Source organism: Roseateles sp. P1_C1_2 (assembly GCF_056406535.1).
In genome coordinates this window covers 24,985-37,405 of sequence record NZ_JBFUAB010000019.1, presented here as the reverse complement: position 1 = coordinate 37,405, position 12,421 = coordinate 24,985, and the positions used below count along the sequence as shown (strand labels likewise).

The window sequence follows — 12,421 nt, the reverse complement described above, 5'->3', positions numbered from 1 at the left end:
CAGATCCAGAGGAGAAGCGCCATGGCTAGGGAGGACATCAGGCTCGTGCTGGTCGACGACGACCTGGATGCCTGCGAGGCATTGAGCGAGCTGTTGCGGGAAGACGGCTACAGCGTGCGCTTCGCCACCAACGCCAAGGACGCCGTCACCGCGGTGCAGGAGTACCAGCCCGTCTGTGCCCTCGTCGACCTCGGCCTGCCCGACCTCGACGGCGTCGAGCTGTCCAAGCGCCTGCGGGCGAGCTATGGCCCCGACCTCGTCCTCATCGCCGTGACCGGCCGCACGGGCGTGAAGGCCCACGACGAAGCGATGCGTGCCGGCATCGATCACGTGCTGAGCAAGCCGCTGTCGGTGGAAAGACTGAGGCGTTTCTTTCCCCCGCGCGGATGAGTTGACGGCAAATTTTGCCGATTGCCAGTTTGCTCTGCGCTGAGCCGGCCCGGCTCGAGCCGACGCCTCCATGGGCGGACACCCGCTTCGCTCGCGGCATGCGTCTTGCGTTTTGTTCCGGCTTTGCATGAGGCCGATGAGGCACTCGCGACAACTCAAAGGCAGGCGATGACCGGCACCGGTGCTGAAGACACGAGTCAATTCAATCGCATCCTGACGCGCAACCTCGCCATCCCGCTGGCGATGGGACTGGGCAGCGTCATCGTTTTCGTCGGCCTGCTGTGGCACCTCGCGGGCTTGCTCAACTGGGTGGACCACACGCATCGCATGGTCGCCAAGGGGCATGAACTGGCGGCACTGATCGTCGATCAGGAAAGCGGCATGCGCGGCTTCGCGATCGCCGGCGACGAGAGCTTTCTGGCGCCCTATGTGCTGGGCCAGTCCAAGTTCGGCGCGGAACTGCAGGGCGCCCAGGCGCTGGCCGCCGACAACCCGACCCAGGTCGACCGGCTGCGTCGCGTCGGCGCGCTGGCGCAGCGCTGGAACGAGTTCGCGCAGAAGATCATCGACATGCGCCGTCGCGGTGAGACGATCGAAGACTCCATCCGCCTGCAGACCGGCAAGCAGTTGATGGACGAGATCCGCCGCGAACTGCGGGCCTTTGGCGAGAACGAACTGCGTCTGCTGCGCGAGCGCAACGAGGACGCGCAGAACGGCTTGTGGACGGCCGTAGGCGGCTATATCGCGCTGCTGCTGGTGGCCAGTGCTGCCATCGCATGGGCCGGCCGGCGCGACGTGCTGGCCCTGTCGCGCGAATACGGCGAGGCGCTGTCCGCCGCGCGCGCGACCGCGCGTGACAACGAGGCACGCGCCTGGCTGCAAGGGGCCCAGGCCGAGTTGAGCCAGCAGTTGGTGGGCGAGCGCGCGATGGCCGGCATCGGCAACCGCACGCTGGCCTTCCTCGCGGAGCGCGTCGGCGCCGTCGTGTCGGCGGCCTTTGTGCGCGGCGAGGACGGCCGGCCCTACCGCATGGCCACACACGGCCTGGCGTCGGACCGCGCCGAGCCGGTCGACGCCGAGGGCGGCCTGCTGGCCCAGGTCTGGCGCGACGGGCGGCCCTTGCGCCTGCCCGGCCTGAAGGCCGACTTCCTGAAGGTGGCCACCACCCTGGGCGAGGCCACGCCGCAGGAAGTCGTGCTGGTGCCGGCCCTGAACGAAGGGGCCGTGAACGGCGTCTTCGAACTGGGCTTCATGGACGCCCCCGACAGCCGCACGCTGGAGCTGCTGGAGCAGCTCCAACCCATGCTGGGCACGCTGCTGGAGGCGGCCCATTTCCGCCACAAGCTGCAGCTGTCCATCGAGGAAACCCGCCAGCTCAACGAGGAGCTGCAGGTGCAGCAGGAGGAGCTGCGCTCGGCCAACGAGGAACTCGGCGAGCAGGCCCGCGTGCTCAGCGAATCGCAGCTGAACCTGGAGGAGCAGCGCGCCGAGCTGGAGCAGACCAATGTGCAGCTGGGCGAGCAGGCCGAGACGCTGTCGCGCCGCAATGCGGCCCTGGGCCAGGCCCAGGCCGAGCTGAAGGAGCGCGCCCTGGAGCTGCAGCGCGCCAGCCGCTACAAGAGCGAGTTCCTGGCCAATATGTCGCACGAGCTGCGCACGCCGCTGAACAGCTCGCTGATCCTGTCCAAGCTGCTGGTGGAGAACCGCCCAGGCAACCTCAGCGCCGAGCAGCTCAAGTTCGCCACCACCATCCACTCGGCCGGCCAGGACCTGCTGACGCTGATCAACGACATCCTGGACCTGTCCAAGGTCGAGGCCGGCAAGCTGGAGGTCGCGCCACGCGCGCTGGACCTGCGCGCCCTGGCCGAAGCCATGCAGCGCACCTTCCAGCCGCTGGCCCAGGACAAGCAGCTGCGCTTCGACATCCACCTCGCGCCGGGCCTGCCCGCCGCCATCGTCAGCGACGGCCAGCGCGTCGAGCAAATCCTGCGCAACCTGCTGTCCAACGCCATCAAGTTCACCGAGAAGGGTTCGGTGACGCTGGCCATCGAAGCTCGCGAGGGCGGCCGTATCGGCTTCGTCGTCACGGACACCGGCATCGGCATCCCGGCCGGCCAGCAGCAGCGTGTCTTCGAGGCCTTCCACCAGGGTGACGGCGCGCTGAACCGACGCTTCGGTGGCACCGGCCTGGGCCTGTCCATCTCGCGCCAGCTTGCGGGCCTGCTCGGCGGCGACCTCCACCTGAGCAGCGTCGAAGGCCAGGGCAGCCAGTTCACGCTGACCCTGCCCGCGCAACTGCCCGTCAGCGCCGCCACCGAGCCGCCACCGGCCGCCCCACCGGCACCCGCCGCCTGGCTGGCACCCGCCGATGACGCGACACCGGCGCCGCCCGCCTTTGCCGACGACCGCCCCGAGCTGACGCGCGACGCCGCACCGCGCCGCCTGGCCCTGGTGGTGGAGGACGACACCAACTTCGCCGGCATCCTCTACGACCTGGCACACGAGATGCAGTACCGCTGCCTCGTCGCCACCCACGGCCGCGAGGCGCTGGAGCTGGCCACCACCCACCTGCCCCAGGCCATCCTGCTGGACGTGCGCCTGCCCGACGGCTCGGGCCTGTCGGTGCTGCAGCGCCTGAAGGAAGACCCGCGCACCCGCCACATCCCCGTGCACATCATTGCCGGCGAGGACTTCCGCGAGGTGGCCCTGCCCATGGGCGCCGTCGGCACCGCCATCAAGCCGATGACGCGGCAGGAGCTGGTCGACATCTTCCACAAGCTGGAGCGCCACGGCGCCGAGCAGGTGCGCCGCCTGCTGCTGGTGGAGGACGACCAGCGCCAGCGCGAGAGCGTCGCCCATCTGATCGCCGACGACGATGTCGAAGTGGTGGCCGTGGAGCGCGGCGAGCAGGCGCTGAAGCTGCTGGACGAACAGCACTTCGACTGCATGATCATCGACCTCAAGCTGCCCGACATGGACGGCACCGAGCTGCTGTCGCGCATGGCCGCGCGCAGCGGCGAGAAGACGCCGCCGCCCGTCATCGTCTACACCGGCCGCCACCTCAGCCGCGAGGAGGAGGCCGAGCTGAACCGCTACTCGCGCTCCATCATCATCAAGGGCGCCCGCTCGCCCGAGCGGCTGCTGGACGAGGTGACGCTGTTCCTGCACAAGGTGGAGTCGCGCATGTCGGGCGAGCACCGTGACATGCTGCGCACGGCGCGCAACCGCGAGCTGGTGTTCGAGGGCCGCAAGGTGCTGCTGGTGGACGACGACGCGCGCAACATCTTCGCGCTGACCAGCGTGCTGGAGCAGCGCGGCCTTACGGTGGAGCCGGCCCGCAACGGCGTCGAGGCGCTGGAAAAGCTGGCGGCTCACGACGACATCGACATCGTGCTGATGGACGTCATGATGCCCGTCATGGACGGCCTGGAGGCCACGCGCCGCATCCGTGCCGACGCGCGCTGGCAAAAGCTGCCCGTCATCGCCATCACCGCCAAGGCCATGCGCGACGACCAGGAGCAGTGCCGCCGCGCCGGTGCCAACGACTACCTGGCCAAGCCGCTTGATCCGGACCGGCTGATGTCGCTGCTGCGCGTCTGGCTGCCCTCGATATGAGGGCCTATCTTTTGCGGGCCGAGCGCCGGGCCGCTCCCAAGCCGGCCCGCCTTGGGCGATGTGCTTGCGGCTCATTGCAGCAAGCATCGCCGTCCCCTCGGGGGCTGAGGCCGGACACAGGGCGTCCGGTGGACGGCCTGTGCCTGCCGAAGCTCTGCGGCTGCCGGCCGCAGAGCGGTCCCGGCCAGCGGCGCCCGCGTTCAGCGGCGCGACGCTGGACGAGGGGCGCGTAACCATGCCGCAGGCCGTCATCGACCTGGAGGTGCGCCTGCTGATGGAGGCCATCTACACGCGCTACAGCCATGACTTCCGCGAGTATTCGGGGGCCTCGCAGAAGCGCCGCGTGCTGCATGCCATGGCGCAGCTGAAGTGCGATTCGGTCTCGGCCCTGCAGGGCCTGGTGCTGCGCGACGCCGCTGCCTTTGCCCAGCTGCTGCAGATGCTGACCATCCCCTTCACGGAGATGTTCCGCGAGCCGGAGTTCTTCCTCGCGCTGCGCCAGCACGTCATGCCCGTGCTGCACACCTACCCGTCGCTGAAGATCTGGGTGGCTGGCTGCGCCAGCGGCGAGGAGGTCTATTCGCTGGCCATCCTGCTGCAGGAGGAAGGCCTGCTGGAGCGCAGCCTCATCTACGCCACCGACATCAACCCCGCCGCGCTGGAGCGCGCCCGCCAGGGCATCTTCCCGCTTGCCGAGCTGCAGCAGTACACGCGCAACTACCAGGCGGCCGGCGGCAAGGCGGGCTTCTCGAACTACTACACGGCCGCCTACGACGCCGCCCGCTTCGACCGCGAGCTGTGCCGCCACGTCACCTTCGCCGACCACAGCCTCGCCACCGATCACGTCTTTGCCGAGACCCACCTGATCTGCTGCCGCAACGTGCTGATCTACTTCAACCGCAAGCTGCAGGATCGCGCCCTCGGCCTGTTCTCGCAGTCGCTCTGCCATCGCGGCTTCCTCGGCATCGGCAGCAAGGAGAGCCTGGACTTCTGCCCGCGCGGCCAGGACTTCGAGCCCGTGGCGCTGCGGGAACGGCTGTTCCGAAAACGCTGAAGATGAAGCAGCCCGCTCCTATCGAACTCATCGTCGTCGGCGCCTCGGCCGGAGGCGTCGCGGCCCTGCTGGCCCTGCTGGCGCCGCTGCCCGCCGGATTTCCCCTGCCCATCATCGCCGTGCTGCACCTGCTGCCGCACCACAAGAGCCGGCTCGAAAACGTGCTCGCCCAGCATCTGTCCCTGCCGGTTCGCGAGCCCGCGGACAAGGAGCCCATCCAGCCAGGCACCGTCTATGTCGCCAGCGCCGACTACCACCTGCTGGTGGAGGCGGACCGCAGCTTCGCCTTCAGCAACGAAGCACCGGTCAGCTTCGCGCGGCCCTCCATCGACGTGCTGATGATGTCGGCCGCGGACGCCTATGGTCGGAACCTGGCGGGTGTGCTGCTGACCGGTGCCAACATGGACGGCGCCGAAGGCATGGCCGCCATCCATGAGCGCGGCGGCCTCACCTTCGTCCAGCAACCCGCCGAGGCCGACGTGGCCACCATGCCCGAGGCGGCCATCGCCCGCTGCCCACCCGATCACATCCTGCCCTTGAAAGACATCCACCAAATGCTGCTGCGCCTGGGGGGTGGTTCATGACCATCGCCAAGCTCCTCCTCGTCGACGACCTGCCCGAGAACCTGCTCGCGCTGGAGGCGCTGCTGCGCGACGAGCGCCTGCAAGTGCACACCGCCACCTCGGGCGAAGAAGCCCTGTCGCTGCTGCTCGAGCACGAGTTCGCGCTGGCCCTGCTCGATGTGCAGATGCCCGGCATGACGGGCTTTGAGCTGGCCGAGCTGATCCGCGGCAGCTCGCGCACCATGCACCTGCCCATCGTCTTCGTCAGCGCGGCGGACCGCGAGCCTTCCTACACCTTCCGCGGCTATGAGAACGGCGCCGTCGACTTCCTCTACAAGCCGCTGGACCCGCATGCGGTGAAGAGCAAGGTGCGCGTCTTCACCGAACTGCACCTGAAGAGCCGCGAGCTGCGCCACCGGCTCGTCGAACTGGAAGCCGCGCGTGCCGAGCAGGAGCGCCTGCTGGCGACGTTGCAGCACACGCAGGGCGAGCTGCAGCGTGCGCTGGCGATGCGCGACGAGTTCATGTCCATGGTGTCCCACGAGCTGCGCACGCCGCTGAGCGTGATGACCCTGGACGCGGTGATGCGCCAGGAAAAACTCAAGAAGGATGACCTGGCCTGGTTCAGCCGCGAGCGCCTGCAGTCCATGGTGGCCCGCGACGACCGCCAGCTGCGCAGCATGACCCGCCTCATCGACGACATGCTCGACATCTCGCGCATCCAGCATGGCAAGCTGTCCATCCGCCCGCGCCGCACCGATCTCGGCGAGCTGGTGCGCCACGTCGTGGCCGACTTCGACGTCCACTACCGCGACGTGCCCCTGCAGGTGGAATCGGCCGATGGCGTCGTGGGCGACTGGGACGACAGCCGCATCGGCCAGGTCCTCATCAACCTGCTCAGCAACGCGCTGCGCTATGGCGACGGCAAGCCGGTGCGGGTCGACGTCAGCCGCACCGCCGACGGCATGGCGCTGTTGGCCGTCACGGACCAGGGCGCGGGCATTGCCGCCGACGAGCAGCAGCGCATCTTTGAACAGTTCGAACGCGGCGCCGCGGCCCGGAACTCGCCGGGCATGGGCCTGGGCCTGTTCATCAGCCGCTACTTCGTGCAGGCCCATGGCGGCAGCCTGACGGTGAAGAGCGCGCCCGGCGAGGGCGCGCGTTTCGAGATCAGGCTGCCAATGCTTCAGTGACCGCGGGCGCGGGCCTCGGCATTGCGCTTGCGCGTGGCCGCGGCCTTCTTGGCCGACGCTGAACGTTCCGCCGCGCTGCGGTTCGCCGCGGCCTGGCCACCGAGGCGCCCGCCTTTGCGAGACGGCTCGTGGTTCTCGGGCTGGCCCCGGCCTGAGCCCGATTTCTTGCCGCCACCGGTCTCCTTGTTCACCGTGGCCCAGGCGCGCGCCTCTGCTTCCTTCTTGGGTACGCCGCGGTCCTCGTAGCCTTCCTCGATGTGCTCGGCCTGGCGTTTCTGCTTGTCGGTGTACGACGACTTGTCACCGCGGGGCATGGCGGTCTCCGGCAGTTGCGATGGCCACACCTTGCGACGCTCCGGAATGCCGGGTTGTAGGACACCGTCCTGCTTACATCCCGTCGAGGCCGTTCAGAAGTTTTCCCAGTTGCTGCCGCCCTCCTCGGCCGCCATGGCCGGTCGGGCCGGCTTGAGGGCGGGTCGCGGCGCGGCCGCGCGGGCCACCGCGGGCGCTCGCCGTGGCGGCGGCGGCGCCTGCACCTCCGCACCGAGCTTGAACTGATCGACCACCTCGGCCAGGCGCGCCGCCTGATGCTTCAGGCTCTCGGCCGCGGCAGCCGATTCCTCGACCAGGGCGGCGTTCTGCTGTGTGACCTGGTCGAGTTGGTTGACGGCTTCGCTGACCTGGTTGATGCCCTTGGCCTGTTCGCCACTGGCCGCGTCGATCTCGCCGATCAGGTCGGCCACGCGCTTCACATGGGCGACGATCTCGCCCATGGTGCTGCCGGCCTCGGCCACCAGTTGGGAGCCCGCGTCGACCCTCTCGACGCTCTGGCTGATCAGGCTCTTGATCTCCTTGGCGGCCTCGGCGGAGCGCTGTGCCAGCACGCGCACCTCGCCGGCCACGACCGCGAAGCCGCGCCCCTGCTCGCCGGCGCGCGCGGCTTCCACCGCCGCGTTCAGTGCCAGGATGTTGGTCTGGAAGGCGATGCCATCGATGGTCGCGATGATGTCGACGATCTTGCGCGAGCTGGTCGTGATCTCGTCCATGGTGCTGACGACACGGCCCACCACCTCGCCGCCCTTGGACGCCACGCCGCTGGCGCTGCTGGCGAGCTGGGTGGCGGTGCGCGCGATGTCGGCGTTCTGCTTGACCGTCGCGCTCATCTCCTCCATCGACGCGGCCGTCTGCTGCAGGTTGGCCGCCTGCTCCTCGGTGCGCTGCGACAGGTCGGCGTTGCCGGTGGCGATCTCGGACGAGCCGGTGGCAATCGAGTCCGAGCTGTGCCGCACCTGGCTGACGATCCGCGCCAGGTTGTCGTTCATCCTCGCCAGCGCGCGCAGCAGTTGCGCCACCTCGTCCTGGCCGCGCACCGTGATGCTCTGGCGCAGGTCACCCGCCGAGACGGCTTCGGCCAGTTGCACGGCGACGGCGACCGGCTGCGTGATGGAGCGCGTGATCAGCCAGGCCAGCACCGCACCCATGGCGACGGCGAACACGGCGGCCGACAGCGTGATCCATTCGGCGCGATGCTGGATGGCCTGGGCTGCGTCGTACTCCTCCTTGGCCACGCGCACCTGCAGGCGCTGCAGCTCGCCCAGGGTGTCGGCCACTTGCGGCGCCATCTCGGCGACCTTGCCGTCGTAAAGGGCCCGTGCGGCCTCCATCTCGCCCTTGAGCAGGGCGGCGCGCGCCGGCGCCAGGCCTTGTTGGGCATAGCTGCTGCGCGCGGCGACGAAGCGGTCGGCCAGCTGCTTTTCCTCAGGGGTCAGCTTGGTCGCCAGGTATTGCTTGAGCAGCTCGTCGATGGACTTGATGTTGGCCGCCATCTCCTGCGTGTGTTTCTCGATGACCGCGGGCTCGGCCTTCAGCATCATGTCGGCGAGCAGGAAGCGGTTGCGTATCGTCAGTCGGCTGATGTCACCGAGCTGGGCCAGCGGCACGGTGCGGTCTTCATAGACCGTCTCCAGGCCCGCAGCCACCTGGGCCAGGCTGGCCCGTCCCAGCAGGGCCACGGCGGCCAGCAGGCACAGCACGACACCAAAGGCCAGACCCAGACGCGGGCCTATCCTGACTTGTTTCAACCAGTCCATCTTGTGCTCCCGTTAGGTGGGGCAACTCTAGGCAGGGCCCGGCTGCGCTGTCAAAGGATTTGTGCGGCGCAGCATGCGAGCAAGTACCGGGTTCGCCGGCCCGGGCGTCCGGCAAACTGCGCCACAGCCATGCGTCCGCCATCCCCACAGCCCCAGCCGCCCACCCTCTCCTTGGAACGCCGCCGCTGGACGGCCGTGTTCTCACTGCCCTTTGCCTTCGTCATGGCATTCAGCGGCCTGTATTCCTTGCTGTGGCTGCCGCAGCTGCTGGGCCCGAAGCTGGGTTGGGCGATGGGTCTGCTAGGTGCGCTGACCTGCCTGGCCCTGGCGGCCAGCCTGGCTGTTCCGGCCTGGAAAGCGCTGCGTCAAACAGGCCCGGCCCTGGTCGTCGATGCGCGCGGCATCACCGACAACTTCCACCTCAACACCCACCTGCCCTGGCGCGTCATCGCGTCCGCCAACGTGGAGCTTTACAAGGGAGGTGCGCTGGTGCTGGTGCTGCTTCCCGGAGCCCGCCTGCCCGACGGCGAGGTGGTGCGCGCGAGGTTCTGGCGCCGCCTCTTCAGTGGCGGCGATCTGAGCATCCCCCTGGGCAGCCTGGCGCACAACCCCCGGCGCCTGAGCGAGGCCTTGCAGGCCCACCTCGCGCAGCAGGGCCGCAGCGCCTCAGACAAAGCGCGTTGACAGCCTCACCACCAGCTCGGGCTCGGGCGCCACGGCCCGCGGCCGCTTGTGGGCCAGCAGGTCCAGCATGGCCGCGGCCGCGCGGCGGCCCAGTTCGGCCGGCGACAGATTGACCGTCGTGCGCGGCGGGCAGGCATGGGCCGCGGCCAGCACGTCGTCGAAGCCGACGACCGACACATCCTCGGGAATGCGCAGGCCATGGCGGTACAGGGCCTGGGCGGCACCGGTCGCCATCTGGTCGTTGGCGGCGAACAGGGCCGTGAACTCGACGCCGCGGCGCAGCAGGTCTTCCGCGCCACGCTCGCCGCTGGGTTCCTGGTAGTTGCCACGCACCACCAGGGCCCGGTCCAGCGCGATGCCGGCCTCCTCCAGCGCGGCGCGGTAGCCCTGCTCGCGCTCGACCGCATCCGGATGGCTGGGGTCGCCGGTGATGTGGGCGATGCGGCGGTGGCCGCGCTGGATCAGATGCCGTGTCGCGGCGCGGGCGCCCTCGAAGTCGTTGGAGTGCAGGCAGTGCAGGCCCGGCGCCTTCAGATCCCGGCCGGTCGCCACGACGGGCAGGTCCTGGGCCAGCTCGGTCAGGAAGTGGTCGTCCAGCATGCCGGTCAGCACGATGATGCCGTCCACGCGGCGCGCCTTCAGCGACTGCACGCAGCGCTCCTCCTCGCGACGGTCCCAATGCCCGCTGGCCACGACCAGGCCATAGCCGGCCTTGGACAAGGCCTCCTCGACGCCGCGCAGCGTCCAGGCATAGCAGGGGCTCTCGAAGTGCTGCACGACGATGCCGATGGTGCGCGAGCGCCCGTCGGCCAGCGCCCGCGCGATGGTGTTGGGCACAAAACCCAGCCGCGCGATGGCCGCCAGCACGGCCTCGCGCTTCTCGGGCTTCACATGCGGCGCGTTGTTGATCACGCGCGAGGCCGTCGTCGTCGACACCCCGGAGGCGTCGGCCACCATGCGCAGGGTGGCGGCATGAGAGGAGTTAGCTTGGCTTTTCATCAGACCCAATGACAACGCTGTCAAATCGAACGCAATCGTGCATCAAGTTCGGGCATTGGGCAAGCGAGGGCCATCAAAAAACCGGGCTTGTCGATTTGGCGGGGCGTCGTTCGTCGTGGGGTGAGGCGGCGCCATCGCTCCGCCGCACCGTGACCCGGGAGACCCGACCATGCGATTCCTTTCGATGATCCGCGCCGACGAAACCACCGGCCAAGGCCCCACCGAGCAGCTGATGGCCGACATGGGCCAGTTGATCGACGAGCTGACCCGCTCGGGGCAGCTCGTCAGCACCGCCGGACTGCGGCCCAGCTCGGAAGGCGTGCGCGTGCGCCTGCACCGCGACGGCCAGCTCTCGGTGGTGGACGGCCCCTTCACCGAGACCAAGGAGGTCATCGCCGGCTACGCCATCTTCGAGGCGCCGTCCCGTGCCGAGGCATTCGAGCTGACCCAGCGTTTCCTGCGCCTGCACGGCACCGGTTGGGACCTCGTGTGCGAATTGCGCCAGATCGACGGCCCCGGAGAGGGCTGCACCCATTCAGTTTCCTGAAGAAAGGACCGGCCATGCCCTCCTGGACAACTCCCCTGCGCGAGCACTACCGCTGGGTCATCGTCGCCGCCGGCGGCCTGCTCGGCTGCGTCGCCATCGGCGCCCTCTTTTCGCTGCCGGTGCTGCTGCGGCCCATCGCCCTGGACACGGGCTGGTCCACCACCGGCATCTCCACGGCCATGACCGTCGCCTTCGTGGCCATGGCCGCTGGCAGCATGTTCTGGGGTGCCCTGTCCGACCGCACCGGGCCGCGCCCGGTGGTGGTGGTGGGCACGCTGCTGCTGATCGCCGGCCTGACGCTGTCCAGCCTCGCCACCTCGCTGCTGGCCTTCCAGGTCTGCTTCGGCGCCGTCGTCGGCCTCAGCGCGGCGGCCATCTTTGCGCCGCTGATGGCCTGCGTCACCGGCTGGTTCGACACCCACCGCAGCCTGGCCGTGTCCCTGGTGTCGGCAGGCATGGGCATGGCGCCGATGACCATGTCGCCACTGGTCGCCTGGCTGGTGCAGGGCCACGACTGGCGCAGCACGCTGCAGATCGTCGCGGCCGTGGTGGCGGGCCTCATGCTGCCCGCCGCGCTGCTGATCCGCCGCCCGCCGGCGCTGGCCCTGGCTGCGGCCTCACCCGATGCGCCCCAGGAGGCCGGCCCCTCCGTCGCCCAGGTGGTGCGCTCGGCGCCCTTCCTGATCCTGGTGCTGACCAGCTTCCTGACCTGCGCCACCCACTCGGGACCGATCTTCCACACGGTCAGCTATGCCGTCACCTGTGGCATCCCGCTGATGGCCGCCGTGTCCATCTACAGCCTGGAAGGCCTGGCCGGCATGGGCGGGCGCCTCGTGTTCGGCCTGCTGGGCGACCGCTTCGGCGCGGCGCGCACCCTGGTGCTGGCTCTGCTGGCCCAGGCCATCGTCGTGCTCGGCTACATCTATGCCCGCGAGCTGAAGAGCTTCTACACGGTGGCTGCCCTGTTCGGTTTCACCTATGCCGGCGTGATGCCGTTGTTCGCCGTCATCGCCCGCGACAACTTCCCGCTGCGCATGATGGGCACGGTGATCGGCGGCACCGCCATGGCCAGCAGCATCGGCATGGCGCTGGGGCCGGTGCTGGGCGGGCTGATCTACGACTCGTTCTCGACCTACTCCTGGCTCTTCATCGGCGCCTTTGCGATGGGCATGGGTTCCTTCCTGTGCGCCCTGGCGTTCACGCGCCTGCCCAAGCGGCCCCTGGCCGCCGTGCCGGCATGAGCGCCATGGGTCTGGCGCTGAGAGCGGCAGCCGCCAGCCGAGCTT

Annotated in this window: 11 protein-coding genes; 8 read left to right on the top strand and 3 right to left on the bottom strand. The window is 69.3% G+C overall.

The window, feature by feature from the left end:
* Nucleotides 1-21 precede the first annotated feature (21 nt).
* From AC1D2H_RS19270 to AC1D2H_RS19250, 5 genes are all read left to right on the top strand, one after another.
* Nucleotides 22-390 (top strand): response regulator, encoded by a 369-nt coding sequence (locus tag AC1D2H_RS19270; protein WP_477931941.1) that lies wholly within the window; start codon nt 22-24, stop codon nt 388-390.
* Nucleotides 391-558: 168 nt separating this feature from the next.
* Nucleotides 559-4,005 (top strand): response regulator, encoded by a 3,447-nt coding sequence (locus tag AC1D2H_RS19265; protein ID WP_478012087.1) that lies wholly within the window; start codon nt 559-561, stop codon nt 4,003-4,005.
* Between the two features lie 235 nt (nt 4,006-4,240).
* The gene (locus AC1D2H_RS19260; protein WP_477931943.1) at nt 4,241-5,059 is read left to right on the top strand and encodes a CheR family methyltransferase; all 819 of its coding nucleotides are present in this window, start codon (nt 4,241-4,243) and stop codon (nt 5,057-5,059) included.
* A gap of 2 nt (nt 5,060-5,061) precedes the next feature.
* Entirely contained in the window at nt 5,062-5,643 is a 582-nt protein-coding gene (locus AC1D2H_RS19255) for a chemotaxis protein CheB (protein ID WP_477931944.1), read from the top strand.
* Entirely contained in the window at nt 5,640-6,815 is a 1,176-nt protein-coding gene (locus AC1D2H_RS19250) for a hybrid sensor histidine kinase/response regulator (RefSeq protein ID WP_478012086.1), read from the top strand. Before AC1D2H_RS19255 ends, AC1D2H_RS19250 begins: the two co-directional genes overlap by 4 nt.
* Here the strand turns inward: AC1D2H_RS19250 and AC1D2H_RS19245 are convergent.
* Nucleotides 6,809-7,129, bottom strand: coding sequence for a plasmid stabilization protein (locus AC1D2H_RS19245; protein ID WP_477931946.1), 321 nt, complete (start codon nt 7,127-7,129; stop codon nt 6,809-6,811). The genes AC1D2H_RS19250 and AC1D2H_RS19245 overlap by 7 nt on opposite strands.
* Before the next feature lie 93 nt (nt 7,130-7,222).
* Nucleotides 7,223-8,905 carry a methyl-accepting chemotaxis protein gene (locus AC1D2H_RS19240; RefSeq protein ID WP_478012085.1) on the bottom strand — a complete coding sequence of 561 codons (1,683 nt, stop codon included), beginning with the start codon at nt 8,903-8,905 and terminating at the stop codon, nt 7,223-7,225.
* A gap of 171 nt (nt 8,906-9,076) precedes the next feature.
* Between AC1D2H_RS19240 and AC1D2H_RS19235 the strand changes: the two genes are divergently transcribed.
* On the top strand, nt 9,077-9,589 hold the full coding sequence (locus tag AC1D2H_RS19235) for a hypothetical protein (protein WP_477931453.1): 513 nt from the start codon (nt 9,077-9,079) through the stop codon (nt 9,587-9,589).
* Here AC1D2H_RS19235 and AC1D2H_RS19230 read toward each other — a convergent pair.
* Nucleotides 9,572-10,588: a LacI family DNA-binding transcriptional regulator gene (locus AC1D2H_RS19230; protein WP_478012084.1), complete on the bottom strand. Its 1,017-nt coding sequence runs from the start codon at nt 10,586-10,588 to the stop codon at nt 9,572-9,574. The two genes, AC1D2H_RS19235 and AC1D2H_RS19230, sit on opposite strands and share 18 nt — an antisense overlap.
* Nucleotides 10,589-10,757: 169 nt before the next feature.
* On the opposite strand from AC1D2H_RS19230, the gene AC1D2H_RS19225 reads away from it, so the two are divergent.
* Together AC1D2H_RS19225 and AC1D2H_RS19220 are read left to right on the top strand one after the other, a co-directional pair.
* On the top strand, nt 10,758-11,135 hold the full coding sequence (locus AC1D2H_RS19225; protein WP_457324161.1) for a YciI family protein: 378 nt from the start codon (nt 10,758-10,760) through the stop codon (nt 11,133-11,135).
* A 14-nt stretch (nt 11,136-11,149) separates the two neighbouring features.
* Nucleotides 11,150-12,376 carry an MFS transporter gene (locus AC1D2H_RS19220; protein WP_477931451.1) on the top strand — a complete coding sequence of 409 codons (1,227 nt, stop codon included), beginning with the start codon at nt 11,150-11,152 and terminating at the stop codon, nt 12,374-12,376.
* The last annotated feature ends 45 nt before the right edge of the window (nt 12,377-12,421 follow it).

What these genes read in the sequence shown, in the direction of transcription:
- AC1D2H_RS19270 (WP_477931941.1), top strand. Translation starts at nt 22, where the DNA reads ATGGCTAGGGAGGACATCAGGCTCGTGCTGGTCGACGACGACCTGGAT.
- AC1D2H_RS19265 (WP_478012087.1), top strand. Translation starts at nt 559, where the DNA reads ATGACCGGCACCGGTGCTGAAGACACGAGTCAATTCAATCGCATCCTG.
- AC1D2H_RS19260 (WP_477931943.1), top strand. Translation starts at nt 4,241, where the DNA reads ATGCCGCAGGCCGTCATCGACCTGGAGGTGCGCCTGCTGATGGAGGCC.
- AC1D2H_RS19255 (WP_477931944.1), top strand. Translation starts at nt 5,062, where the DNA reads ATGAAGCAGCCCGCTCCTATCGAACTCATCGTCGTCGGCGCCTCGGCC.
- AC1D2H_RS19250 (WP_478012086.1), top strand. Translation starts at nt 5,640, where the DNA reads ATGACCATCGCCAAGCTCCTCCTCGTCGACGACCTGCCCGAGAACCTG.
- AC1D2H_RS19245 (WP_477931946.1), bottom strand. Translation starts at nt 7,129, where the DNA reads ATGCCCCGCGGTGACAAGTCGTCGTACACCGACAAGCAGAAACGCCAG.
- AC1D2H_RS19240 (WP_478012085.1), bottom strand. Translation starts at nt 8,905, where the DNA reads ATGGACTGGTTGAAACAAGTCAGGATAGGCCCGCGTCTGGGTCTGGCC.
- AC1D2H_RS19230 (WP_478012084.1), bottom strand. Translation starts at nt 10,588, where the DNA reads ATGAAAAGCCAAGCTAACTCCTCTCATGCCGCCACCCTGCGCATGGTG.
- AC1D2H_RS19225 (WP_457324161.1), top strand. Translation starts at nt 10,758, where the DNA reads ATGCGATTCCTTTCGATGATCCGCGCCGACGAAACCACCGGCCAAGGC.
- AC1D2H_RS19220 (WP_477931451.1), top strand. Translation starts at nt 11,150, where the DNA reads ATGCCCTCCTGGACAACTCCCCTGCGCGAGCACTACCGCTGGGTCATC.